This window comes from Arthrobacter sp. SX1312 (assembly GCF_002929295.1).
Classification (GTDB): Bacteria; Actinomycetota; Actinomycetes; order Actinomycetales; family Micrococcaceae; genus Arthrobacter_D.
This window is the reverse complement of sequence record NZ_PJIM01000001.1, coordinates 753,750-777,739: the sequence shown is the minus strand read 5'-3', so window position 1 is coordinate 777,739 and position 23,990 is coordinate 753,750. Positions and strand designations below refer to the sequence as shown.

At 70.2% G+C, this 23,990-nt stretch carries 24 protein-coding genes and 1 tRNA gene; 16 read left to right on the top strand and 9 right to left on the bottom strand.

Annotated elements, in window-relative coordinates:
* The first annotated feature begins 69 nt into the window (after positions 1-69).
* The 3 genes from lepB to CXQ92_RS03750 are packed head-to-tail and all read left to right on the top strand — an operon-like array spanning position 70 to position 2,001.
* Positions 70-918 (top strand): signal peptidase I, encoded by an 849-nt coding sequence (gene lepB, locus CXQ92_RS03760; RefSeq protein WP_104165381.1) that lies wholly within the window; start codon positions 70-72, stop codon positions 916-918.
* Positions 915-1,667, top strand: a complete 753-nt coding sequence (locus CXQ92_RS03755) for a ribonuclease HII (protein WP_104165379.1) — start codon at positions 915-917, stop codon at positions 1,665-1,667. The genes lepB and CXQ92_RS03755 overlap by 4 nt, the downstream gene beginning before the upstream one ends.
* 7 nt (positions 1,668-1,674) lie before the next feature.
* Positions 1,675-2,001, top strand: coding sequence for a DUF2469 domain-containing protein (locus tag CXQ92_RS03750; protein ID WP_043445771.1), 327 nt, complete (start codon positions 1,675-1,677; stop codon positions 1,999-2,001).
* Between the two features lie 24 nt (positions 2,002-2,025).
* Here CXQ92_RS03750 and CXQ92_RS03745 read toward each other — a convergent pair whose 3' ends face one another.
* Positions 2,026-2,328, bottom strand: coding sequence for a hypothetical protein (locus CXQ92_RS03745; RefSeq protein WP_146067372.1), 303 nt, complete (start codon positions 2,326-2,328; stop codon positions 2,026-2,028).
* Between the two features lie 183 nt (positions 2,329-2,511).
* Here CXQ92_RS03745 and CXQ92_RS03740 point away from each other — a divergent pair, with 183 nt between their 5' ends.
* From CXQ92_RS03740 to CXQ92_RS03715, 6 genes are all read left to right on the top strand, one after another.
* Positions 2,512-2,877 (top strand): YraN family protein, encoded by a 366-nt coding sequence (locus CXQ92_RS03740; RefSeq protein ID WP_181033540.1) that lies wholly within the window; start codon positions 2,512-2,514, stop codon positions 2,875-2,877.
* Positions 2,877-4,412 carry a YifB family Mg chelatase-like AAA ATPase gene (locus CXQ92_RS03735; RefSeq protein ID WP_104165373.1) on the top strand — a complete coding sequence of 512 codons (1,536 nt, stop codon included), beginning with the start codon at positions 2,877-2,879 and terminating at the stop codon, positions 4,410-4,412. The genes CXQ92_RS03740 and CXQ92_RS03735 overlap by 1 nt, the downstream gene beginning before the upstream one ends.
* On the top strand, positions 4,409-5,608 hold the full coding sequence (dprA, locus tag CXQ92_RS03730; RefSeq protein WP_104165371.1) for a DNA-processing protein DprA: 1,200 nt from the start codon (positions 4,409-4,411) through the stop codon (positions 5,606-5,608). Before CXQ92_RS03735 ends, dprA begins: the two co-directional genes overlap by 4 nt.
* Before the next feature lie 93 nt (positions 5,609-5,701).
* Positions 5,702-6,325: a methylated-DNA--[protein]-cysteine S-methyltransferase gene (locus CXQ92_RS03725; protein ID WP_104165370.1), complete on the top strand. Its 624-nt coding sequence runs from the start codon at positions 5,702-5,704 to the stop codon at positions 6,323-6,325.
* 151 nt (positions 6,326-6,476) lie between these two features.
* Entirely contained in the window at positions 6,477-7,409 is a 933-nt protein-coding gene (locus CXQ92_RS03720) for a tyrosine recombinase XerC (protein ID WP_104165368.1), read from the top strand.
* A gap of 225 nt (positions 7,410-7,634) precedes the next feature.
* Positions 7,635-8,138 carry a DUF3145 domain-containing protein gene (locus tag CXQ92_RS03715; RefSeq protein WP_104165366.1) on the top strand — a complete coding sequence of 168 codons (504 nt, stop codon included), beginning with the start codon at positions 7,635-7,637 and terminating at the stop codon, positions 8,136-8,138.
* 71 nt (positions 8,139-8,209) lie between these two features.
* On the opposite strand, the gene fabF is transcribed toward CXQ92_RS03715, so the two are convergent.
* The 6 genes from fabF to aceE form a co-directional block, all read right to left on the bottom strand.
* Positions 8,210-9,445 (bottom strand): beta-ketoacyl-ACP synthase II, encoded by a 1,236-nt coding sequence (gene fabF / locus CXQ92_RS03710; RefSeq protein ID WP_104165365.1) that lies wholly within the window; start codon positions 9,443-9,445, stop codon positions 8,210-8,212.
* Positions 9,446-9,561: 116 nt separating this feature from the next.
* Entirely contained in the window at positions 9,562-9,807 is a 246-nt protein-coding gene (locus tag CXQ92_RS03705) for an acyl carrier protein (protein WP_104118510.1), read from the bottom strand.
* Between the two features lie 76 nt (positions 9,808-9,883).
* Positions 9,884-10,939: a beta-ketoacyl-ACP synthase III gene (locus tag CXQ92_RS03700; RefSeq protein WP_104165363.1), complete on the bottom strand. Its 1,056-nt coding sequence runs from the start codon at positions 10,937-10,939 to the stop codon at positions 9,884-9,886.
* Positions 10,936-11,901 (bottom strand): ACP S-malonyltransferase, encoded by a 966-nt coding sequence (locus CXQ92_RS03695; protein WP_104165361.1) that lies wholly within the window; start codon positions 11,899-11,901, stop codon positions 10,936-10,938. The genes CXQ92_RS03700 and CXQ92_RS03695 overlap by 4 nt, the downstream gene beginning before the upstream one ends.
* A 78-nt stretch (positions 11,902-11,979) precedes the next feature.
* The gene (locus CXQ92_RS03690) at positions 11,980-13,296 is read right to left on the bottom strand and encodes a CdaR family transcriptional regulator (RefSeq protein ID WP_104165359.1); all 1,317 of its coding nucleotides are present in this window, start codon (positions 13,294-13,296) and stop codon (positions 11,980-11,982) included.
* Positions 13,297-13,411: 115 nt separating this feature from the next.
* Complete coding sequence (gene aceE / locus CXQ92_RS03685) at positions 13,412-16,165, bottom strand: pyruvate dehydrogenase (acetyl-transferring), homodimeric type (RefSeq protein WP_104165358.1); 2,754 nt, start codon at positions 16,163-16,165, stop codon at positions 13,412-13,414.
* Positions 16,166-16,513: 348 nt separating this feature from the next.
* Between aceE and CXQ92_RS03680 the strand changes: the two genes are divergently transcribed.
* The 6 genes from CXQ92_RS03680 to CXQ92_RS03655 all read left to right on the top strand — a co-directional run bounded on the left by CXQ92_RS03680 (position 16,514) and on the right by CXQ92_RS03655 (position 20,765).
* On the top strand, positions 16,514-16,933 hold the full coding sequence (locus CXQ92_RS03680; protein WP_104165356.1) for a DUF3052 domain-containing protein: 420 nt from the start codon (positions 16,514-16,516) through the stop codon (positions 16,931-16,933).
* A gap of 3 nt (positions 16,934-16,936) precedes the next feature.
* Positions 16,937-17,401 carry a redoxin domain-containing protein gene (locus tag CXQ92_RS03675; protein ID WP_104165355.1) on the top strand — a complete coding sequence of 155 codons (465 nt, stop codon included), beginning with the start codon at positions 16,937-16,939 and terminating at the stop codon, positions 17,399-17,401.
* A gap of 23 nt (positions 17,402-17,424) precedes the next feature.
* Positions 17,425-18,360: an NAD-dependent protein deacetylase gene (locus tag CXQ92_RS03670; protein ID WP_104166688.1), complete on the top strand. Its 936-nt coding sequence runs from the start codon at positions 17,425-17,427 to the stop codon at positions 18,358-18,360.
* 115 nt (positions 18,361-18,475) lie between these two features.
* Positions 18,476-19,072 (top strand): hypothetical protein, encoded by a 597-nt coding sequence (locus CXQ92_RS03665; RefSeq protein WP_146067371.1) that lies wholly within the window; start codon positions 18,476-18,478, stop codon positions 19,070-19,072.
* Positions 19,073-19,118: 46 nt separating this feature from the next.
* Positions 19,119-19,331, top strand: coding sequence for a hypothetical protein (locus CXQ92_RS03660; RefSeq protein ID WP_146067370.1), 213 nt, complete (start codon positions 19,119-19,121; stop codon positions 19,329-19,331).
* A 402-nt stretch (positions 19,332-19,733) separates the two neighbouring features.
* Positions 19,734-20,765, top strand: coding sequence for an acyltransferase family protein (locus CXQ92_RS03655; RefSeq protein ID WP_104165349.1), 1,032 nt, complete (start codon positions 19,734-19,736; stop codon positions 20,763-20,765).
* A gap of 90 nt (positions 20,766-20,855) precedes the next feature.
* Here the strand turns inward: CXQ92_RS03655 and CXQ92_RS03650 are convergent.
* Both CXQ92_RS03650 and rlmN read right to left on the bottom strand, forming a co-directional pair.
* A tRNA-Val gene (locus tag CXQ92_RS03650) sits at positions 20,856-20,931 on the bottom strand.
* A gap of 100 nt (positions 20,932-21,031) precedes the next feature.
* Positions 21,032-22,258 (bottom strand): 23S rRNA (adenine(2503)-C(2))-methyltransferase RlmN, encoded by a 1,227-nt coding sequence (gene rlmN / locus CXQ92_RS03645; RefSeq protein ID WP_258069691.1) that lies wholly within the window; start codon positions 22,256-22,258, stop codon positions 21,032-21,034.
* 229 nt (positions 22,259-22,487) lie between these two features.
* Here rlmN and gndA point away from each other — a divergent pair, with 229 nt between their 5' ends.
* A complete protein-coding gene (gndA, locus tag CXQ92_RS03640; protein WP_104165345.1) occupies positions 22,488-23,924 on the top strand; it encodes an NADP-dependent phosphogluconate dehydrogenase in 1,437 nt (478 codons plus the stop codon).
* Positions 23,925-23,990: the final 66 nt, after the last annotated feature.

Below are 23,990 nucleotides of genomic sequence, written 5' to 3'. Positions count from 1 at the left end.
TCGCCCGTCGGAAACCGTTCCCCGCACCGGCGGCCGCCGGTCATCACGAGTACAGAGGAAACTGTTCACATGGCACGGAGCTTCCGCAGGAAGTCCTCTTCGCGGGCCGAGGCCCCTGCACCACCGGCGTCCGGTCCCGACGCACCGTCCGCGGACGGTACCGTGCCCGACGCCCCCCGGGAGCGGCAGCGCGGCGGCAAGGACCGCGATCGCGGCTTCGGCGCGTGGCTGAAGGAGATCGGCACGATCATCGTGATCGCGCTGGTGCTCTCGTTCCTCATCAAGACGTTCCTCTTCCGCGCGTTCTTCATCCCCTCCGGCTCCATGGAGGAGACCCTGGAGATCGACGACCGCATCTTCGTCAACCAGCTGGTGCCGCAGCCCTTCGACCTGCAGCGCGGGGACATCGTCGTCTTCAGCGACACCGGGAACTGGCTCCCCGCCCAGGCCGACGCGCAGGTCAGCTGGTTCAAGGAAGCGCTCATCTTCATCGGGCTCGCCCCCGACGAGTCCCAGCAGCACCTGGTGAAGCGCGTCATCGGGCTGCCGGGCGACCACGTCGTCTGCTGCGACGCCCAGGGCCGCCTCACCGTCAACGGTGAGCCGCTCGACGAGCCCTACCTGTACCCGGGCGCCAACCCCTCCGACCTGCCGTTCGACGTCGTCGTACCCGACGGCAGGCTCTGGGTGATGGGGGATCACCGCAACGCCTCCGCCGACTCGCGGGCCAACCAGGACAAGACCGGCGCGGGCTTCGTGGCGATCGACGACGTCGAGGGCAAGGCCGCGGTCATCGCCTGGCCGCTGAGCCGCCTCGGCTTCCTCGCCACGCCCTCGGACGTGTTCGAGGGCGTGCCCGATCCCCAGCCCGGCGCGCAGCCCACCCCTGGTCCCACCCCTTCACCCTCGGGGCCATGACGGCCCTGCGCAGGAAGCGCTCCACCGCCCCGACCCTGAGCGTCGAGAAGTCCTTCGCCTCCGCGGGTCACCGCTACGTGGCCGGATGCGACGAGGTGGGCAGGGGGGCCCTCGCCGGACCCGTGTCGGTGGGCATCGTCGTCGTCGACCTCGGCGCGCCCGCCCCGCTGCGGGGGGTGCGGGACAGCAAGCTGCTCCCTCCGGCGGAGCGCGAGGCGCTGGTGCCCCGCATCCGCCGCTGGTCCGTCGCGTCCGCCGTCGGCCATGCCTCGGCGGCCGAGATCGACGCCCTGGGACTGATGTCCGCGCTGCGCGCGGCCGGGAGCAGGGCATGGGCCTCCGTCCTCGACACCGTGACCCCCGACGTCGTCATCCTCGACGGCAACCACGACTGGCTGTCCGCGCGGTCCCAGGGGGTGCTCTTCGGGACGGGCGACGGCGAGTACGCCGCGGTCGAGCAGGTGGATCCGGCCGGCTGTACAGCCCCGGTGCACACGCGGATCAAGGCCGACCTGAAGTGCCTGAGCGTCGCGGCGGCCAGCGTGCTCGCGAAGGTGGAGCGCGATGCCCTGATGGTGTCCCTCGCCGCCGATCATCCGGACTTCGGGTGGGACGTGAACAAGGGCTACGCGACGGAGAGCCACCGTGCGGCCATCGACTCGGCCGGGCCGAGTGAGTACCACCGAAGGACCTGGCGTCTGGGAAGCCTGGAGCGGCCCGACGCAGCCCGTATGGAAAGTGGAGGATGATGATCGAATGAGTGCCGAGGATCTTGAGAACTACGAAACCGACATGGAGCTCCAGCTCTACCGCGAGTACCGCGACGTGGTGGGGCTGTTCAGCTATGTCGTGGAGACGGAGCGCCGGTTCTACCTGGCGAACCACGTGGACCTCCAGGCGCGCTCGGCCGACGGTGAGGTGTACTTCGACCTGACGCTGCAGGACGCCTGGGTGTGGGACGTGTACCGCTCGGCCCGCTTCGTGAAGAACGTCCGGGTGATCACCTTCAAGGACGTCAACGTCGAGGAGCTCGCCAAGTCTGACGACATCGCCCTGCCCAAGGACGGCACGCTGGGCAACTGACGCCCGCCGCGGGTCCTGACGGCGTCAGGACCCGTCGTCCTCCCCGCCTCCGCGCGGGAAGGCGTCCTCGGCATCGAGCGGCACGTCGGCGGCCTGCTCCAGGCGGTCGGCCTCCGAGCCGCCCGTCCCTTCGCCAGCGATCCCCACGCCGTCCGCGGTGGCCCCGGCCTCGAGGGGCGTGTCCTGTTCCTGCCGGTCGGCCTCCGAGCCTCCCGTTCCGCTGCCGGCCGGAGCCCTGGTCCCCGCCCCGGCGTCCTGGGCCGGGGTCCGTTGCTCCTGGAGGTCCGCTTCGCTCCCACCGGGCACGACGTTCCTCTGCTCTGACACGGTGTCCTCCATCCGTCGTCGGGCGCGGCCGCCGGCCGGCTGCCGCTGCACCCCCACGCTAGGCCGACGCGCGGCCGTCCGCCAGTGTTCCGACCGCCGAGGGCGACGGCGTCGCCCGGTTGTCCACATAGCCGCCTGCCGCAGCTCCGGGACTCCCTCCCTCGACGAGCCTTGGGGACGGAGGTGACAGCCATGGTGGCGAAGGATCAATTGGGGCGTCGAGGGGAAGCGGTAGCCGCCGCCTTCCTGGAGCGGGCCGGTCTGACGATCGTCGACCGGAACTGGAGATGCCCGGCGGGGGAGATCGACCTCGTGGCGGTGGACGGGTCCACCCTCGTGATCGTGGAGGTCAAGACGCGCAGCTCGGACGACTTCGGGCAGCCCCTCGAGGCCATCACGGCCACCAAGCTCGAGAGGCTCTACCGGCTCGCCTCGCAGTGGGCCCGCGCGCACCACCTGCGGTTCAGCGGCTTCCGCATCGACGCCGTCGGCGTGCTCGACGACGGCACGGGAGCGCCGCGTATCGAACACGTGCGGGCCGTGATCTGATGGCGCTCGGACGGACCTACGCCGTGTCCCTGGTCGGCATGAACGGGCACGTCGTCGAGGTCGAGGCGGACATCGGGCAGACCCTGCCTGCGTTCGTGCTGCTCGGCCTCCCGGACGCGTCGCTCAACGAGGCCAAGGACCGGATCAGGGCCGCGGCCCGCAATGCCGGCGTGCCGCTCAGCCGCCGGAAGATCACGGTCAACCTCATCCCCGCATCCTTGCCGAAGCGCGGGTCGTCCTTCGATCTCGCCATCGTCATGTCGGCGCTGGCAGCGGCGGGGGACGTCCGTGGTGTCGGGTCCACGGTCTTCATCGCCGAACTGGGACTGGACGGGCAGCTCCGGCCGGTCCACGGGGTGCTGCCCGCCGTGATGGCTGCCGTGGAGGCCGGGCACCATCGCATCGTCGTCGCGGAGGAGAACGCGCCGGAGGCGGCTCTGGTCCCCGCCGCCGAGGTCGGGTCCTACCGCACGCTCGCCGAGGTGGCGCTGGCCTTCGGGGCGGATGCAGCGCGGGTCGCGCTTCCCGAACCCTCCGTCCGCAGTGAACCGGTCCTGCCGGTGGTCCGGTCCGGTCCCACCCGGGATCTCTCCGACATCGCGGGCCAGCACGAGGCCCGGTTCGCGCTGGAGATCGCTGCCGCAGGGGCGCACCACCTCCTGATGGTCGGACCACCCGGCGCCGGCAAGACGATGCTCGCGGAGCGACTGCCGGGCATCCTCCCGGATCTCGAGGACGACCACGCGATGGAGGTGACGGCGATCCACAGTCTGTCGGGCGAGCGGCACTGCACCGAGCTCGTGCGGAAGCCGCCCTTCGAGAGCCCGCACCACACGGCGACACCCGCCTCCATCATCGGGGGTGGCAGCGGCATCCCGAGGCCGGGGGCAGCATCCCGGGCGCATCGGGGCATCCTGTTCCTCGACGAGGCGCCGGAATACGAGAGGCGCGTCCTCGAGGCGCTGCGCGAGCCGCTGGAGAGCGGCAGGCTGGTCCTGCACCGGGCCTCCGGTACGGCGTCATACCCCGCCCGCTTCCAGCTCGTCCTGGCCCTGAACCCCTGCCCCTGCGGTCTAGCGAACGGCAAGGGGATCGACTGCCTGTGCACCGCGCAACAGCGCCGGAGATACTTCAACCGCCTCTCCGGGCCGCTGCTTGACCGCGTCGACCTGCAGTTGGCCGTCCAGCGTCTGAGTATGGCCGACTACGTGGACGTACGGTCGCCGGAGACCTCCGCCGCTGTCGCCGGCAGGGTCGCCGAGGCGCGTGCCGCCCAACGGGAACGCCTCCTCCGATGGAACTACGCGACCAACGCGGAGGTCCAGGGCCGGATCCTCCGGGGTGAACTGGCGCTGCCGCGGGCCGTCACGGCCTCGCTCGACCGGGCGCTGGACCGGAACCTCGTCAGTGCGCGCGGGTGGGACAGGGTCCTGCGCGTGGCGTGGACCATCGCGGACCTCGGGGGGCGCTCCCGTCCGGACGCGGACGACGTCGTCACCGCCCTCGGCTTCCGCCTGCAGGAGCGTGCCGCGTGAGTGGGGCGCAGCAGGATCTCCGTCTGGCCAGGGCCGCACTGTCACGACTGTTCGAACCCTCGGACACCGTCGGCCTGGCCCTGGTGTCGCTCGTCGGACCCCGGAATGCCCTGCGCATCGCCCGCCGCGAGACCGGGGTGGGTGTGGACGTCCACCGCCGGCTGGGCGAATCCCTGGACGTACCGCACGGCGGACGCCGCCCCCTGGAGGACGGGCTGGAACGATGGGCGCCGCGCCTCCGCGACCTCGCACCCGAGAGGGATCTGGCGACCCTGGACCGGCTCGGCGGACGCCTCGTCGTCCCGGAGTCCGCCGACTGGCCGGCGGCGCTGGACGACCTGCAGCAGGCGGCACCGCTGTGCCTCTGGGTGCGGGGCCGGCACGAGATGCCGCCGTCCGCGCGTCTCGCCGCCCTGGTCGGGTCGCGGGACAGCACCGCCTACGGCTCCTTCGTCACCGCCGACCTGGCCTCGGGACTCGCCACCCGCGGCTACACCGTCGTCTCCGGCGGCGCCTACGGCATCGACGCTCAGGCGCACCGGGCCGCGCTCGCCACCACAGGGGGTGGGGACCACGCGGCCACGATCGCCATCCTGGCCTGCGGTATCGACCGGTACTATCCGGTCGGGAACGAGGACCTGCTGCGTGCGATCGCCGACCAGGGGGTCCTCGTCTCGGAAGTCCCGCCCGGCAGCTCCCCGACGCGTTGGCGGTTCCTCCAGCGCAACCGGCTGATCGCGGCGCTCAGCGCGGTCATGGTCGTGGTCGAGGCGCGGTGGCGCTCGGGGGCACTCAACACGGCCCATCATGCCGCCGGGCTCGGCCGGCCGGTCGGAGCGGTACCGGGCTCCGTGCAGTCGGCGAACTCCGCAGGGTGCCACCGCCTGCTGAGGGACGGTACGGCGGTATGCGTCACGGACGCCGCCGACGTCGTCGAGCTCGCCGGCCCCCTCGGCGCCGAACCGCTCGGCGACCGGGCTCGAGCCGACGCCGCTCCCGTCCTGGACCACGACGGCCTGACCATCCCGGACCTGCTGCTGCTGGACGGCCTCCCTGTGCGGGCGCCGACGACGGTGGACAGGCTGTCCGTCGTCGCGGGTCTCTCCACGCGGGAGGTCATCAGCGGACTCGCGCGACTCGAGCTGGCAGGACTCGCCGTCAGGGCCGGTGGCGGGTGGTGCCGCCGGAGACCCTGACGCCGTCGCACTGCCGAACCCACCGGCGCGTGCTGCAGCCGACACCGCCGCTGAGACCCCGCCGTCCAGACCCCACTCCCCAGGAGGACTCCCATGACCAGCACCCATCCCGCCGACCCGGGGACCGACCGGTGGCACCATGAGCTCCAGTCACAGGTGGGGCCCCTGGTGATCGTCGCCGGTGCCGGAGCGATCGTCGGTCTCTATCACGCGGGGCACGCCCCGGCGCCGGACCCGGTGCGTCTCGGGCACCGCGTCGTCGCTGATCAGCTCGGCGGGCGGGGTGCCCCGCCGACAGCAGAGGACCGGGCGATCACACCTCCCGCCGCTACCGTCGCTCTGCTCCTCCGGGCGGACCGGGAGCTGGGTGAGTACTTCGCAGGGTCGCGGCGCGCCTTCGGGTCCCCGGTCGAACTCCACGGCACGACCTTCCAGCTACGGGTCTGGGCCGCACTGAGGGCGATCCCCTACGGAGAGACCCGCAGCTACCGCGACCTCGCCACCCGGCTCGGCAACCCCCGCATGGGTCGCGCGATCGGGGCGGCAGTGCGCAGCAATCCCGTATCGATCATCGTGCCGGGCCACCGGGTGGTCGGCAGCACCGGCGCCGTGGTCGGATATGCCGCGGGGACCGCGACCAAGACCGCACTGCTGGAGCTGGAACGCGCCCACAGTGCGCCTCCCGATCCGGTGGCCGCGGCAGACATCCGGCCGTGATCCGGCCCGGGGCCGTGGTGGTCCGGACCGCCGGGCCGAGGCGGGTCGCGGTGGCGATCCGGCCGGCCGCCGCCGGAACCGCGGACGCCCCGCCGGGTCGGAGCACCCAGGGGACGCGGGATGCCGTGGATACTGGGGAGCGGAGGATTTCATGGCAGACAGCGGTGCGGTACTGGCGGGCGAGCTCCGCGCGGGCGTCGAAGGATTCGGGGACTACCTGACGCGGGAGCGCAACCGCTCGGAGCACACCGTGCGGGCATACCTGAAGGACATCGAACTCTTCCTGCTGCACGCGGGGGACTCGGGCGTCACCACGCTGGTGCAGCTGGAACTGCGGCACTTCCGCGCGTGGCTCGGTGCGCTCGACACCGCGGGGCTGTCCCGGGCGACGATCGCCCGGCGCGCCGCATCCGTCCGCACCTTCATGGACTGGGCGGTCCGCGAGGAACTGATCCCCGCCAACCCGGCCCTCCGCCTCCGCGCCCCCAAACGCACCAGCAGCCTGCCCGCCGTCCTCAGCCAGCCGCAGGCCGCCGCGATGTTCACGAACGCGGCCGAGCGGACCGGGCCGGGGGACCCGCACGAGCTGCAACTGCGGGCGATGCTCGAGCTGCTGTACGGGACGGGTGTCCGGGTCGGCGAGCTGGTGGGTCTCGACATCGACGACCTCGACACCGAGCGACGGACGCTCGTCGTGCTCGGCAAGGGAGCGAAGGAGCGCACCGTCCCCTACGGCGTCCCTGCCGCGCACGCCGTCGACGACTGGCTCCGCCGCGGACGGCCGCAGTGGGTGACGTCGAAGAGCGGTCCCGCCCTCTTCCTCGGACGGCGCGGAGGACGCATCGACCCGCGCGCCGTGCGAGCCCAGGTCAGGACGACCCTCGACGCATTGGGCGACACCGCCGCGCGCGGGCCGCACGCCCTGCGCCACAGCGCTGCGACCCATCTGCTCGACGGCGGTGCCGATCTCCGTGCCGTCCAGGAGATCCTCGGACACTCCAGCCTGGCCACCACGCAGCTGTACACGCATGTATCCGTCGACCGGCTCCGCCGCAGCTACGAACAGGCGCATCCCAGGGCCTGACGCACCGACGCCCGGGGGCGCCGCGCCCGACGCACCCTGTCCAAGGGATGGGCGCGCGGGCGCCGAAGTGGCGAAATTCACTCCTCTCGTGCAGAATGAGCAGGAGTCAGGCGGATCCCGCGTGGTATCGCGGGAGGGTCTCGGGAAGCTCTGCCAGGTTCATCGCACTGTCATCATCCGTTGCAGGTCGTTGGGGAAGACGTACCTACAGCTATGGAGGATGGAATGTCTGTTGTGATGGCGCGCGGTGTCTTGTACGTGCACTCAGCCCCTACTGCGTTGTGCCCCCATGTCGAATGGGCGATCGGCTCGGTGCTCGACAAGCGCATCGACATGGAGTGGACACCGCAGCCTGCCGCGCCCGGAATGCTGCGCTCGGAGCTCTCCTGGGTCGGCCCCCAGGGAGCGGGCGCGCAACTCGCCTCCGCCCTCCGTGGCTGGGCGCACCTGCGCTACGAGGTCACCGAGGAGCAGAGCGCCGGTGCTGACGGCGGCCGGTGGTCGCACACGCCCGAGCTCGGGATCTTCCACGCCACGACGGACGTCCACGGCAACATCATGGTGACCGAGGACCGCATCCGCTACGCCTACGAGGCGGGAGCCGGCGATCCCGCCGCCGTCTACCACGAACTGTCCCTCGCACTCGGGGAGTCGTGGGACGAGGAACTCGAACCCTTCCGCCACGCCGCCGAGGGTGCCCCCGTGCGCTGGCTGCATCAGGTGGGCTGACCGCCCGGATACGCTCCCACACACGGGAAAGGCGCCACCCGCGCGGGTGGCGCCTTTCCTGCTGTCCGGGGTCAGACGTTCCGGACCACGATGACGGCGTTGTGGCCGCCGAACCCGAAGGAGTTGCTCAGGGCGACGATGTCGCCCTGAGGCAGGTCGCGCGGGGCGGTGACGACGTCGAGGGGGATCTCGGGGTCCTGGTTGTCGAGGTTGATCGTCACGGGGGCCTTGCGCTCGTGGATGGCGAGGACCGTCATGACGGCTTCCACGGCACCGGAGGCCCCGAGCAGGTGACCGGTCTGCGACTTCGTCGCCGAGACCGCCACGTCATGCACGTGGCTGCCGAGGGCCGCCTTCAGCGCGGTGTACTCGGGCTTGTCGCCGACCGGCGTCGAGGTGGCGTGCGCGTTGACGTGGACGACGTCCTCCGCCTGGGCGCGGGCATCGAACAGGGCCGCCTTGAGGGCGCGGGTCGCGCCCAGGCCTTCGGGATCGGGGGCGGTGATGTGGTAGGCGTCCGCGGTCACGGAGGTGCCGGCAAGCTCGGCATAGATGCGGGCACCGCGGGCCAGGGCGTGCTCCTCGGCCTCGATGACGAGTGCGCCCGCACCCTCGCCCATGACGAAGCCGTTACGGTCCGTGTCGTAGGGGCGCGATGCCAGCTCGGGCTCGTCGTTCCGCCGGGACAGCGCCTGCATGGCCGCGAACGCAGCGATCGGCATGGGGTGGATCGCGGCCTCCGCGCCACCGCACATGACGACGTCGGCCTTGCCGGACCGGATCAGGTCGAGGCCGACGTGCAGCGCCTCGGTGCCGGAGGCGCAGGCGGACACCGGGGTGTGGGCGCCGGCGCGGGCGCCGAGGTCGAGGCTGACGGCTGCCGCGGGACCGTTGGGCATCAGCATGGGCACGGTCATCGGTAGGACCCGCCGGGGGCCCTTCTCACGCAGCGTGTCCCAGGCGTCGAGCAGCGTCCACACGCCGCCGATGCCGGTGGCGAAGGCGACGGCCAGGCGATCCTTGTCGACCTCCTCGATGCCCGAGTCCCGCCACGCCTCGCGGGAGGCGACGACGGCGAACTGGGTGGAGGGGTCCATCCGCTTGGCCTCGACCCGGGTGAGGACCTCCGACGCGGGGGTCGTGATCTGGGCGGCGAAGGTGACCGGCAGCTCGTACCTCTGCACCCAGTCGGCTTCGATGGTCCGTGCGCCCGAGACCCCCTTGAGGGAGTTGGCCCACATGGTCGGGACGTCCCCGCCGATAGGGGTGGTGGCACCGAGTCCGGTGATGACGACTTTGCGTGGCATGGTCACTCTTTCGAAGCTGGGAGGTGCGCCGGCACGACCGGGGCGGGGGGGATTACGAGTACGGCCGCTCACGGCGGGGACGCCGGGAGCGGCCGCAGCGCTCGGAACCGCAGGAACTAGGCCTGTGCGCCCGAGATGAAGTTGACGGCGTCGCCGACGGTCTTCAGGTTCTTGACTTCCTCGTCCGGGATGCGCACGCCGAACTTCTCCTCGGCGTTGACGACGATGGTCATCATCGAGATGGAGTCGATGTCCAGGTCATCGGTGAAGGACTTGTCCATCTCCACGGACTCGGGGGCAAGACCGGTCTCCTCGTTGACGATCTCGGCGAGACCGGACAGGATTTCTTCGTTGCTAGCCATGGTGGCTCCTTTTCTGTTCTTGCCGGTGCACCGGCGGGGATGGTCAAACCGCACTCTCGCGGTCTGGGCTTGAAAACTAGGGGAGGACGACGACCTGCGCGCCGAACACGAGGCCCGCGCCGAAGCCGATCTGCAGGGCGAGCTTCCCGCTGAGCGTCGGTTGTTCCTTGAGGGTGCGGTGCATGGCGAGGGGGATCGAGGCTGCCGAGGTGTTGCCGGCGTCCACGATGTCCCGCGCCACGTAGACGTGCTCGGGGAGCTTCAGCTGCTTCACCATCTCATCGATGATACGGATGTTGGCCTGATGGGGGAGGAACACCGCGAGGTCGTCCGCGGTCACGCCGGCCGCGTCGAGGGCTCTCTGGGCGACCTTGGCCATCTCCCAGACGGCCCAGCGGAACACCGTGGGGCCGTCCTGGACCATGGTGGGCCACAGGCTCTGGCGGTCGGCGTCGGCCTCGCGCTCCGCGTCCGTGGCGACGGCACCGATGGCGTAGTCGCGCACGTCGATGAGGGATCGGTTCATGCGGATGGCCTCGTGCTTGCTGCCGTCCGATCCCCACACGGAGGGGCCGATGCCCGCGGTGTCGCCGGGGCCGATCACCACGGCTCCGGCGCCGTCGCCCAGGAGGAACGAGATGGTGCGGTCGGCGTTGTCGATGAAGTCGGAGAGCTTCTCGACGCCCACCACGAGGACGTACTCGGCGGTGCCGGCATGCACCAGGGCGTCACCCTGCGCGATGCCGTAGCAGTAGCCGGCGCAGGCGGCGGAGATGTCGAACGCCGGTGCCGGCGTCGCCCCCAGCCGGTCGGTCAGCTGCGCGGCCGCCGACGGCGTGGCGTAGGGGTGGGTCACCGTCGAGACGAGGACGGCGCCGAGCTGTGACGCGTCGATCCCCGCGGCTTCCAGCGCCTCACGGGAGGCGGCCTCCGCCATGTCGATGACGCTGACATCGCGGGGCGCACGGTGCCTGGTGACGATGCCGGTCCGCTGCCGGATCCACTCGTCGGAGGAGTCGATCCACTGGCACACGTCTTCGTTGGTGACGATGACCTCCGGCCGGTACGCGCCGACGCCGAGGATGCGGGTGTGCTCGCGGAGGGGGGCTTGCTTGATGGCGGTGATGCTCACTGAGGTCCTTCGGAGGTAAGGGACGGATCCAGGTCCGGGGTCCGCGAGTGCTCCGTGATGAAGCTGCGGGCGGCGTCGAGGTCCTCGGGCGACTTTACTGCGAGTGCCGCCGTACCGCGCATTCCGCGCTTGGCCAGGCCGGTCAGCGTGCCCGCGGGCGACAGCTCGACCATCCCGGTGACACCCATCGCCTGCATCGACTCCATGCAGAGGTCCCAGCGCACCGGGCGCGACACCTGCGCGATCAGGCTGTCCAGGTTGCCCTCCCCGGCGGCGACCGGCCGGCCGTCATAGTTGGACACGAGGGTGGCGAGCGGGTCGCTGGGCGTGAGGCTGGGGCGCAGTACCTCGAGGGCCGTCACGGCCGGGGCCATGTGAGCGGTGTGGAAGGCCCCGGCGACCTTCAGGGCGATGACGCGGGCCTTGGCCGGGGGAGCGTCGGCGAGGGCCGCCAGCTGCTCGAAGGTCCCGGCGGCGACGACCTGCCCGCCTCCGTTGGCGTTCGCGGCAGTGAGCCCGAGGTCCGCGAGCACGGCGGCCACCTCGTCGGGATCGCCGCCCAGGACGGCGCTCATGCCCGTCGGCAGGGCGGCGGCGGCCTGGGCCATGGCATTGGCACGCACACGGACGAAGGCGACGGCGTCGTCCTCGCTGAGCGCTCCCGCGACGGCCGAGGCGGTCAGTTCACCCACGGAGTGCCCTGCGACCACGGTGGCCGCGGTGAGCGGGTGGTCCTGGAGGAGCAGGCGCGCGGTGACGAGGCCGGCCGCGACGATCAGCGGCTGGGCGACGGCGGTGTCCTTGATGCTCTCCTCGTCGGAGACGGTGCCGTGACGGATGAGATCCGTGCCGGCACGGTCGCTGAGCTGTTCCAGGTGCTCGCGGACTCCCGGGAGCTCGAGCCAGGGGCTCAGGAAGCCCGGTGTCTGTGAGCCCTGTCCGGGGCAGGCAATTGCAAGCACTCTTCCAGCTTTCCAAATGGGCGGAGCATTATCGGGTGTTCGGCCGAACCAAGCTCACTAATGGTCTTTGTGGGAAGTCTACAAGGACGCCGCGCGCGGGGCGGCCGTCGTCGCTCCCTGGTCGGCGGGTGCGGCACGTGCCGCACGCCCCGTTGCGGGCACCGCTCCCGGGCCGGCCGCCTGGGGTGGAGCGAGGCGGCCGACGACCAGCGCCGTCTGGAGGACGTACGCCTCGCGGGGGACGAGAGGATCCCAGCCGGTCACGTCGCAGACCCGGCGGAGCCGGTACCGGACGGTGTTCGCATGCACGAAGAGGGACCGCGCGGTGGCCTCCAGCGAGTGCCCGAGGCTGAGGTAGGCGGACAATGTCTGCTCCAGCCCGTTCGAGGCCGCGAGGAGCGGGCGGTAGATCATCCTGATCAGGGCGCGCCGCGCGGTGTCGTCGCCGGACATGACGCGCTCCGGCCACAGGTCCTCGGAGGAGACGGGCCGGGGTGCTCCCGGCCAGGCGCGGGCGGCGGTCAGCCCGGCGAAGGCCGCCTGGGCCGAGCTGCTCGCGGCGACGAGCGATTCCGCCTCGGGGCCGAACACGACGGCGCCGTCGCCGAAGAGTTCGCTGATCCTCGGATACGCCTTGTCCGCGTCGCGGACACCGCCCAGCACGAGGATGAGCCGCTCTCCCTGGATACCCACGAGGACGTCCTCGGCCAGCCGACCGGTCACGCGGCGGAGTTCGTTGAGGAAGCCGGCGTTGGGTTCCTGCGGGGCGCTGCCGACCATCACCGTGATGCGGGCCTGGGACTTCCACCCGACGGCGGCGATCCGGGAGCGGAGGGCGTCCGAGCTCTCGCCGCGCAGGATGGCGTCCACCACGAGCGCTTCGAGCCGCGTGTCCCAGGATCCGCGGGTCTCGGCGGCCCGGGCGTAGACGTCGGCCGCGGCGAAGGCGACCTCGCGCGAGTAGCGGAGCACGGCCTCACGCAGGGGCCCCTGGTCGGCGGCGGGCGCGAGGAAGGGCACGTGGTCCTCGACGACCTGCACCACCACGCGGATGAGCTGCAGGGCCTTCTGGAGGCTGATGGAGCGGGTGAGCTCCGTGGGCGCCGTGCCGAAGACGTCGCTGAGGACCCAGGCCGGTGAGACGGGCTTCTGGTACCAGTTGACGAAGGACGCGATGCCCTTCTGCGCCACCATCCCGAGCGCGGAGCGCTCGTCGGGCCGCAGTCCGCGGTACCACGGCAGGTCGGCGTCGAGCTGCCGCAGCGTCGCGGTGGACAGCGACCCGATGGTGGTGCGCAGCTTCTCGACGGTCGCCGGATCCGGGGGAGCGGCGCCCGCGTTCGTCGCCCCTCCCGTCGTCGGGACGCTGGGAGGGACGTCGTCAAGCTGCGGCATCCTCCGAGCATACGGTCTCCGGCCCGTGGCCTCCCATTTGTGTGAAGGCTACAAAAAGCGCGACGGCGGGCGCAGTAGGCACTGCTCCCGCCGTCGCCCCCAGGGGAACCAGGACCTAGGCGTCGCCGCCCGTGTTGCCGGTGGTTCCGGCGTTCACATCGAGCAGCCGGTACTTCTCGATCGCTTCCTTCGGCGCGTTGGCGTCGACCTCGCCGCGGCGGGCGAGCATCTCGAGCGCCCGGACCACGACGGAGTGGCTGTCGATCTTGAAGAACCGGCGTGCCGCCGCGCGGGTGTCCGAGAAGCCGAAGCCGTCGGCTCCGAGGGTCGCGAACTCGTTCGGCAGGAACTGCCGGATCTGGTCGGGGACGGCCTTCATGAAGTCGGAGACCGCGACGATCGGACCCGTGGCGCCTTCGAGCTGCTGCGTGACGAACGGCTTGCGTGCCTCGGCGCCCGGGTTGAGGAAGGCTTCCTCCTCGGCGTCCAGGCCGTCGCGGCGCAGCTCGTTCCAGGAGGTCACGGACCAGACGTCGGCCGAGACCCCCCACTCGTCGGCGAGGATCTGCTGCGCCTCGAGGGCCCACGGAACGGCGACACCGGAGGCGAGGAGCTGGGTCCTCGGTCCGTCGACCTTCGCGGGCTTCAGGAGGTAGATGCCCTTGAGCAGGCCCTCGACGTCCAGTTCCTCCGGCTCGCCGGGCTGCTGGAACGGCTCGTTGTACACCGTGATGTAGTACATGACGTTGCGGAAGGATTCCGGCTTGTCGCCGATGTCCCCGTACATCCGGTTGAGCCCGTCGCGGACGATGTGCCCGATCTCGTAGCCGAACGCCGGGTCGTACGTGATGACGGCGGGGTTCGTCGAGGCGAGGATCGGCGAGTGGCCGTCGGCGTGCTGGAGGCCCTCACCGGTCAGCGTGGTGCGTCCGGCGGTCGCCCCGATGATGAATCCCCGCGCCATCTGGTCGGCTGCGGCCCAGATGGAGTCGCCGGTGCGCTGGAAACCGAACATCGAGTAGAAGACGTAGATCGGGATCAGCGGTTCGCCCTGGGTGGCGTAGGCGGTGCCAGCGGCCGTGAAGGCTGCCATGGATCCCGCCTCGTTGATGCCGGCGTGGAGGATCTGGCCCTGGATGGACTCCTTGTAGGCGAGGACGAGGTCGCGGTCCACGGACAGGTAGTTCTGGCCCTTGGGGTTGTAGATCTTGGCCGTCGGGAAGAACGAGTCCATGCCGAAGGTGCGTGCCTCGTCGGGGATGATCGGCGTGATGCGCTTGCCGAACTCCTTGTCGCGCATGAGGTCCTTCAGGATGCGCACGAACGCCATGGTGGTGGCGGCCATCTGCTTCCCGGACCCCTTCTTGGCGGTCTCGTACGCCTTGTCGCCGGGCAGCACGACGTCCGCGTGCTTGGTCCGGCGCTCGGGGACGAAGCCGCCGAGCTCACGGCGGCGCTCGAGCATGTACTTGATCTCGGGTGCGTCGGCGCCCGGGTGGTAGTACGGGGCGTTGTAGAGGTCGTCGTCGATCTGCTCGTCGGTGACCGGGATCCGCAGGTGGTCGCGGAACGCCTTCAGGTCGGCGTTGGTGAGCTTCTTCATCTGGTGGGTCGCGTTGCGGCCCTCGAAGTGCGGGCCCAGGCCGTAGCCCTTGACCGTCTTCGCCAGGATCACCGTCGGCTTGCCCTTGAACTCGGTGGCGGCCTTGTACGCCGCGTACACCTTGCGGTAGTCGTGGCCGCCGCGCTTGAGGTTCCAGATCTCGGCGTCGGTGAGGTCCTCGACCATGGCCTTGGTCTCGGGCGACTTGCCGAAGAAGTGGTCACGGACGAAGCCGCCGGACTCGGCCTTGTAGGTCTGGTAGTCGCCGTCGGGCGTCTGGTTCATGATGTCCACCAGCGCGCCCTCGTGGTCCTTGGCGAGCAGCGAGTCCCACTCGCGGCCCCAGACCACCTTGATGACATTCCAGCCCGCGCCGCGGAAGAAGGCCTCGAGCTCCTGCATGATCTTGCCGTTGCCGCGGACCGGCCCGTCGAGGCGCTGCAGGTTGCAGTTGATCACGAAGTTGAGGTTGTCCAGGTTCTCGTTCGCGGCGAGCTGGAGCAGGCCGCGCGATTCGGGCTCGTCCATCTCGCCGTCGCCGAGGAACGCCCAGACCTGCTGCTCCGAGGTGTCCTTCAGGCCGCGGTTGTGCAGGTAGCGGTTCGACTGCGCCTGGTAGATGGCGTTCATGGGGCCGATGCCCATCGACACGGTCGGGAATTCCCAGAAGTGCGGCATCAGGCGGGGATGCGGGTAGGAGGAGAGGGCGTGGCCCTCCTTCGACTTCTCCTGACGGAACCCGTCGAGGTCCTCCTCGGTGATGCGTCCCTCGAGGTAGGCACGCGCATACATGCCGGGGGAGGCGTGTCCCTGGAAGAAGATCTGGTCGCCGCCGCCCGGGTGGTCCTTTCCCCTGAAGAAGTGGTTGAAGCCCACCTCGTAGAGGGTCGCCGCGCCGGCGTACGTCGAGATATGACCGCCGACGCCGATCTCGGGGCGCTGCGCACGGTGCACCATCACGGCCGCGTTCCAGCGCATCCAGGCGCGGAACTTGCGCTCGATCTCCTCGTCGCCCGGGAACTCCGCTTCCTGGTCCGCCGGGATCGTGTTGACGTAGTCGGTCGTCGTGACCATCGGCACGCCGACGGACTGGGCGCCGGCCCGCTGGAGGAGCGAGCGCATGATGTACTGCGCACGTTCGGTGCCCTGGACGCGAATCAGCTCGTCGAGGGATTCGATCCACTCGGCGGTCTCCTCGGGGTCCCCGTCGGGTTTGCCAACGGTCAGACCGCTGAGGATGTCCGCCGTACCTTGTTCTGCAGCCACGTGATGTCTCTCCACTTCCACAGATTCTGTCTGTGTCGCTTTATGCCTGCACACGGCTCGTAGGCCCGCGCAGAGATGTATGCCCGGCGTAAGCCACCCAGGCCATATAGTGCCTTACTCTATCGCCGCCGTGCGCCCGATGCGTAGCGGGAGCCGGGCCGCCGGACAGATTACGCCGAGGGCGTGTAGGGGGCGTCCCCCGCAGGAGAGCCGGGCGTGCGCGGCGGCGCCGCACCCGAAATCCGCCCGCTGGCTTGATGCTGGGCGCAGAAAGGTGTTGGCTGGTAGACATGCACATCTATAGCAGGACCCGTCGGGCGACAGTCCCGTCTTTCCAGGAGGAGACAAGTGAGCGAGGCTGAAGCCGCCACCGCGGTCGACGTGGCAGGCAAGTTGGGTTTCAAGCAGGGGGATCTTGTCCAGGAACTCGGGTACGACGACGACGTCGACTTCGACTTCCGCGAAACCCTCGAGGACGGCATCGGGTCCGAACTGCTCACGGAGGACGACCAGGACGTCGTCGACGGTGTCCTCCTCTGGTGGCGGAACGGCGACGGCGATCTGGTGGACGCTCTCGTGGACGCCCTGACCTCGCTGGGCGGCAACGGGGTCGTCTGGCTCCTCACCCCGAAGTCGGGCCGGCCCGGATACGTACCGCCCGCCGACATCCAGGAAGCCGCCCCGACGGCAGGACTGCACTCCACGTCCTCCGCCGGTGTGTCCAAGGAATGGGCCGCCACCCGGCTCGTCAACCGCCGGAAGCAGTAGGACGTGCCCCTCGACGTCGGAACGGTGGCACCCGGGTTCGCCCTGGCGAACCAGTTCGGCGAGACCGTGACGCGGTCGTCCCTCGTCGGCGGCTCCGTCGTCGTCTTCTTCCCCTTCGCGTTCTCCCGCGTCTGCACCGACGAGCTCGGCCAGCTCCGGGACAGTCTGGAACTGTTCGACGCCGCCGGCGTCACGCTCGTGGCGGTCTCGGTGGACCACAAGTACACGCTGCGGGCCTTCGCCGACGCGAATGACATCTCCTTCGACCTCCTGGCCGATTTCTGGCCGCACGGCGCGACCACGCGCGCCTATGGGGCGTTCGACGAGGAGCAGGGCTACGCCGAACGCGTCAGCTACGTGCTCGATGGTGCGGGCGTGGTCCGTGCCGTCGTGTCCTCACCCCATGGGCAGGGCCGGCCGATCGCTGACTACGCCCAGGCGCTGAGCTCGGTCGAAGCGGCCCTGTGACCGGTCCGGGCGGCGGCATGCGGATGCGTGACGACCTGCCCGGACCGGAATCGAACCCGGGGCTCGGGCTGACGGGGTTCGTGCGCGAGCCCCCGGCGTCGGTCCTCCCGGCGCTGCAGCCGGCCGAGCTCGGCCCCCTCGACGAGGCCGTCGCCCTGCTCGGCGGGCTGCGACTGGTCGTGCTGACCGGTGCCGGGCTCAGTACCGACTCCGGCATCCCGGACTACCGCGGCCCGCAGTCGGTGCCCCGGAACCCGATGACCTACCAGCAGTTCGTCGGTGACGAGGCGCTCCGGCGCCGCTACTGGGCGCGAAACCACCTGGGGTGGCGGCACCTCCGCCGGGCCGACCCCAATGCGGGGCACGCCGCCGTCGCCCGGTTGGAGCAGCGGGGCCTGCTGTCCGGCCTCATCACGCAGAACGTCGACAGGCTCCACTCCTCGGCCGGCAGCATCAACGTCATCGACCTGCACGGGACGTTCGACCGCGTGGTGTGCCTGCAGTGCGCCTCCCTCTTTGCGCGGTCCCGGATCGCGGAGATCCTCGAGGCACTGAATCCGGGCTACCTCGAGCGGGAGTCCGGCGCCGGGGACATCGCCCCCGACGCCGATGCCGACGTGGACGACACCGGCGATTTCCTGATGGCCCCGTGCCCCGCGTGCGGCGGCATGCTCAAGCCCGACTTCGTGTACTTCGGCGAGAACGTGCCCAAGGGCCGCGTCGCCGACGCGTACGCCATGGTCGATGCCGCCGCCGCGCTGCTGGTGGCCGGGTCCTCGCTGACCGTGATGAGTGGGCTGCGGTTCGTCCGCCACGCGGCGAAGGCGGGCAAGCCCGTCGTCATCATCAACCGCGGATGGACGCGCGGGGACGAGTTCGCCTCGCTCAAGATCGAGGCGGGTGTCTCCGAGGCGCTCACCTACCTCGCCGGACGGCTCCCGGACCTGACGCAGCCGTAGGGAGAGCACTGCGTCCCCAGGTAGTCAACTTTCCGTCCGAGTAGTGGCTTCGGTGTCGGCACCGCACGCACCGCCGTAGCGTCGGTCCATCAGGTCTCTCAAGCAAGGTGGAACAATGCGGCACACGACACGATCTCTTCTGCTGGCTTTCGGATCCGCCGCGGCGTTGGTCGCGACACCCCTGGCGCTGGACGTCCAGGGCGGGACGGTCGCGGACCACGCCGTGGCAGGCCCCGGCGCGGCGACCACCCCGTCGATGGCGATTCCTGCGGTCCCCGGGACCGCGGATGGTCCTCCTGCCGTAGGCGCATCCACCGAGGACCCGGTCGAGGTGGTTCCGGTGACCACGACGACGGTCCAGGTTCCGCCTCCCGTCGACGCCGGACCGGAGGGCGACCTCCTGTCGGAGGTCCCGCCTCCGCCTCCCTCCCCGCAGTGCCCGATCACCGAGGAGGGCGCCTGGTGGACCGACCCCGCCGATCCCCATACCTGCCTGCGGCCCGGGTCGATACCGTTCTTCGAGCCCACGCCCCCCGGCATCGCGCCCGAGCTCCTCGAACCGATCTTCGAGGACCCGCCGACGTCGCCCGATGCGGGCGAGGACTGCCGCCTCACCGGGGCGCAGGAGTGCGTCGTCGGCATCATGGGCCAGGACTACGTGGTCACCTTCGCCGACGGCAGGCCGGTCGGTGTGGTCGAGGCGCAGCGGTAGGAGCGCGCGAGCCCGTTGCGGTCAGGTTGCGGCTAGAGTGGACGGCGTGCTGGGACAGTGGCGGTGGGATCGGAGGACGGCGGTCTTCGTGGCGGGCGCGAGCATGATCGCGCTGTGCATCGCCGCCCGCAGGCTGGGTCTCGGCGTCGACGACGACGGCGGGCCGGCTCTGTGGCTCGCCCTTCTCTTCGTGGTCGGCGCGTCCCTGATGCTCATCGTCCTGGCCGGGAGGCTGATCGCCGTTCTGAAGAAGCGCTGACCGTCGCCGCCGCGGGGACCCCGGACTACTTGTCCCCGCGGTGTGCAGGTCGAGTACCCGCTTCTCGGGTGGTGCACCGGCCGAGCCATTACTGTCGCACCTATGAGCTACACAGAGCACCGTTGCCAGTGTTGCGGAGAGGTCTGCGAGACACTCTTCTGCGAGGACTGCCAGGCCCACGAACTCCAGGCCGCTCGCTGACTGCAGCCGTGCACCTGGAACGCAGGAGGAGCCCCGCCCGTGCGGGGCTCCTCTCGTATGCTGTACCGACGCGTTCGGTCGGTTCCGGGACCGTCTGGAACTGTCCGGCACCGTAGACACGGCGACGACGAAAGCGCTACTTCACCTTTGCGGCAGCGAAGGTTGTGAACCCGCACCTCAAGGGGCGACGCTTACCTTGGGATGGACCACTTCGACCGGGAGGAGCACGTGGCGACCCTGCGCCCACCAGCACCAGGCGCCACAGCGACCCGATCCGGAGCCATTGACGCTCTGCGTGTCCTCGCGGTCGTCGGTGTCGTCGCCGGGCATGTCTGGTCGGGTCCGCTCGTCGACGCGGGGCTCTACACGTGGCACGTCCCTGTGTTCTTCCTGCTCGCCGGATACCTCTGGAGGACTCGGAGGCCGGGTGCTCGACGGGCGGAGGTGACGGAGGCGAAGAAACGCTTCCGGACGATCATGACGCCGTACCTGGCATGGTTGGCCGTGACCCTGATCGTTCATGTCGGCATCCTTCGTCAGCGCGGGTCGCTGGCACCCGAAGCCGTGATCCTGCCTCTCATGGGCGGGTCCCTCAACGCGGGACCGTTCGGTGCGTACTGGTTCATGACCGCGCTGTTTCTTTCGGCCCTCATGTTCCGGGCACTAGAGCGTGTCCCCCTCGTCCTCCGGACCGCGCTCATCGTCGGTCTTGCGGTCGTCACGCACGTGTTCAGGGAGGTCCTCGCCCCGCTGCCCTTGTCCATCGGGGTGGCCGGCGCCGCGCTCGTCTTCATGCTCGCGGGTCAGGCACTGCAGCACCTCCGCAGTCGGGTGCGCGGGCCGGTCCGGGTCGGGGCGGTGTGCCTCGTCGTGGGGGTCGTGCCTGTCGTCGCCGGGGTGTCGGCACCACTGGACATGAAGTACGGCGAGCTCGGCACGCCGGTTCTCAGTGTTGTCGTAGCGGTGCTGATCACCGTCGGCCTCTTGTTGATGCTCGAGGGCGTCTTTCCCCTGCTGCCCGGATCGGTCCATGTCCTGTCCGAAAGGTTTGCTGCGGGCTGCCTGATGGTGGTGCTGACCCACACCTACGTTCTGTGGCTCCTTGCCGTACCGGACACGGAGAGGTCGTTCTGGGTGCTGGTTGCGGCGCTGGTCCTGCCGTGGGCTGTCGCCATGATCCTCCATCGGACACCGCTCTCCCAGGTGTTTCTCGGGATGCCACGCGCCACCTGATCGCGGGGTTTCCTGCTGCCCGGGAATGACGCGGGCAGCAGAAAACCCCGCCCGTCCCGGGAGTCGTCCCAGGAATGGCGGGGTTTCGAGTGGTGGGTCCTACCGGGATCGAACCGATGACATCCACGGTGTAAACGTGGCGCTCTACCAGCTGAGCTAAAGACCCTCATCCCGTGACACCGGGCCATCGGCCAGGGCCGGTCAGGGCGGCATCACGAGGATCGACTATACCGGCTCGCCGATCGTCCGCGCCAATCCTGGCACGCCTACTCCTCGGCGGCGAGCTGGCCGCACGCGCCGTCGATCTCCTTGCCGCGGGTGTCGCGGAGCGTCGTCGGGATACCGGCGTCCCGCAGCCGGTTGATGAACTCGGTGGAGACGCTCTTCTCGGAGGCCGTCCAGATGGATCCGGGCGTGGGGTTGAGCGGGATCGGATTGACGTGCACCCAGCCACGCCCGCGCTGGTTGAGCTTCTTCGCCAGCAGGTCCGCGCGCCAGGGGTGGTCGTTCATGTCCTTGATGAGCGCGTACTCGATGCTGACGCGCCGCCCGGTGACCCGGTAGTAGTTGTAGGCGGCGTCCAGCGCCTCGTCGACCTTCCAGCGCGTGTTGACCGGGATCAGCTCGTCGCGGAGCTCGTCGTCGGGCGCGTGGAGGGACAGCGCGAAGGTGACCGGGAGGGACTCCGCGGCGAGTTTGTTGATCGCCGGCACGAGGCCGACCGTCGACACCGTAATGTTGCGTGCGGACATGCCGAGGCCCTCGGGGGAGTCGTCCACGAAGCGGTGGAGGGCGGCCATGACGCGCTTGTAGTTCGCCAGCGGCTCACCCATGCCCATGAAGACGATGTTGGTGACGCGGTCGGCGTCGTGCCCGCCGTCCGTGCGCAGGTCGCCGAGGGCGCCCTCGGCCAGGGCGCGGTTCGCGGCGACCACCTGGTCGACGATCTCCGCGGTCGACATGTTGCGCGTCAGGCCCGCCTGGCCGGTCGCGCAGAACGGGCAGTTCATGCCGCAGCCGGCCTGGGAGGACACGCAGAGCGTCACCCGGCCCGGGTAGCGCATCAGCACCGACTCCACGAGGGCGCCGTCGAAGAGGCGCCACAGGAACTTGATGGTGTCGCCGTTGTCCGTGGTCAGGCGCTTCACCTCGGTGAGCAGCGGCGGGAACATGGCCGCGACCAGTTCCTCGCGCCCGGCCTTCGGCAGATCGCTCATCTCCGCGGGGTCGGTGCTGTAGTGCGAGAAGTAATGAGTGGACAGCTGCTTGGCGCGGAAGCCCTGGTGTCCCAGTTCCTTCAACCGCTCCTGCCGCTCCGGCAGGGTCAGGTCCGCCAGGTGTACCGGCGGCTGGCTGACCCGCGGGGACTTGAACTGCAGGAGCGGCCTGCCGTCGCTGGCGACGATCGGCTGGGCGCCCTCCACCTCGGGGCGCACCTGGGGGCGCGAGGAGGCGGGGGCAAGGGCAGGAGGGGTAACGGTAACGTCGGACATCCTTATCATTCTTTCACGGATGGCACCAGCGTCCCAGCCGGGGGCACGGTGGACAGCTCACGGAATGCGTGAGCCGGGCGACACATAACGCCGCGGGGGCCCGCGGGTGTGGCGGCGCGCAGCGCGACGGTAATAGTGTGAAAGCGACCGGAGGAGCCGCGTGGGAACGCGCCCGAAGCACCGGCACATGCAGCGCGTTGCATGCAGTCGACCAACGACGGAGAACACATTGAGCGCACAGATCGGCGTCACGGGCCTGGCAGTCATGGGAGCCAACCTCGCCCGCAACCTGGCCCGCAACGGCTACACCGTGGCCCTGCACAACAGATCCAACGAGAAGACGTACGCCCTGCTGGAGAAGCACGGCGGGGACGGCGAGTTCATCCGCACGGAGACCATGCAGGAACTCGTCGACGCGCTGGAGAAGCCCCGCCGGGTGCTCATCATGGTGAAGGCCGGCAAGCCGGTGGACTCCGTGATCGAGCAGCTGGTGCCGCTGCTGGAGCCCGGGGACATCGTGATCGACGGCGGCAACTCCCACTACGAGGACACCCGCCGCCGTGAGGCGGCCCTGTCCGCGCACGACCTGCACTTCGTCGGTGTGGGTGTCTCCGGCGGGGAGGAGGGTGCGCTCCTGGGCCCGTCCATCATGCCCGGCGGGTCCCGCGAGGCCTACGAGTCGCTGGGTCCCATGCTCGAGAAGATCTCCGCCAAGTACAACGGGGAGCCCTGTTGCCGCTGGATCGGCACGGACGGCGCCGGCCACTTCGTGAAGATGGTGCACAACGGCATCGAGTACGCGGACATGCAGGTCATCGGGGAGGCCTTCGACCTCCTGCGCTCCGGCGCCGGCATCGAGCCGGCCGACCAGGCGACGATCTTCACGGACTGGAACGCCGGGACGCTGTCCTCGTTCCTCATCGAGATCACCGCCGAGGTGCTCGGCCACACGGACGCGCGCACCGGCAGGCCGTTCGTCGACGTCGTCGTCGATGCCGCCGGGCAGAAGGGGACCGGCCGGTGGACCGTCGTGTCGGCGCTGGAACTGGGCAGCCCGACGTCGGGCATCGCCGAGTCCGTCTTCGCGCGCGCCCTGTCCTCCCAGCTCGAGCAGCGCCTCCAGGCCCAGGACGTCCTGCAGGGGCATGAGGGGACGGTGGAGCTCCCGGACACGTTCGTGGAGGATGTCCGACTCGCGCTGTACGCCTCGAAGCTCGTGAGCTACGCGCAGGGCATCGACATGCTCACGGCCGCGGCGAAGGAGTACGGCTGGGACCTGAGGCTCGACGAGATCGCGTCCCTGTGGCGGGCCGGCTGCATCATCCGCGCCGAGCTCCTCGACGACATCATGAAGGCGTACGCCGGCAGTGACCGCCCGGCCAACCTCCTGCTGGCCCCCGCCTTCGCCGAGGCGATCGCCGGCGCCGTGCCGGCCTGGCGCCGCGTGGTCGCCACCGCCGTCCAGCTGGGCATCCCCGTACCGGTCTTCTCGGCGTCGCTGGCCTACTACGACGGCCTGCGCCGCAAGCGCCTGCCGGCCGCCCTGACGCAAAGCCTGCGCGACCTCTTCGGCGCGCACACCTACAACCGGGTCGACGGCGAGGGCACCTTCCACACGCTGTGGGGCGAGGACAAGTCCGAGATCGAGGCCGTCGACACCCACTGACCGGGCCGTCAGCGATGGCACGGACGACGAAAGCCCCGGACCTCGGTCCGGGGCTCTCGTCGTCCG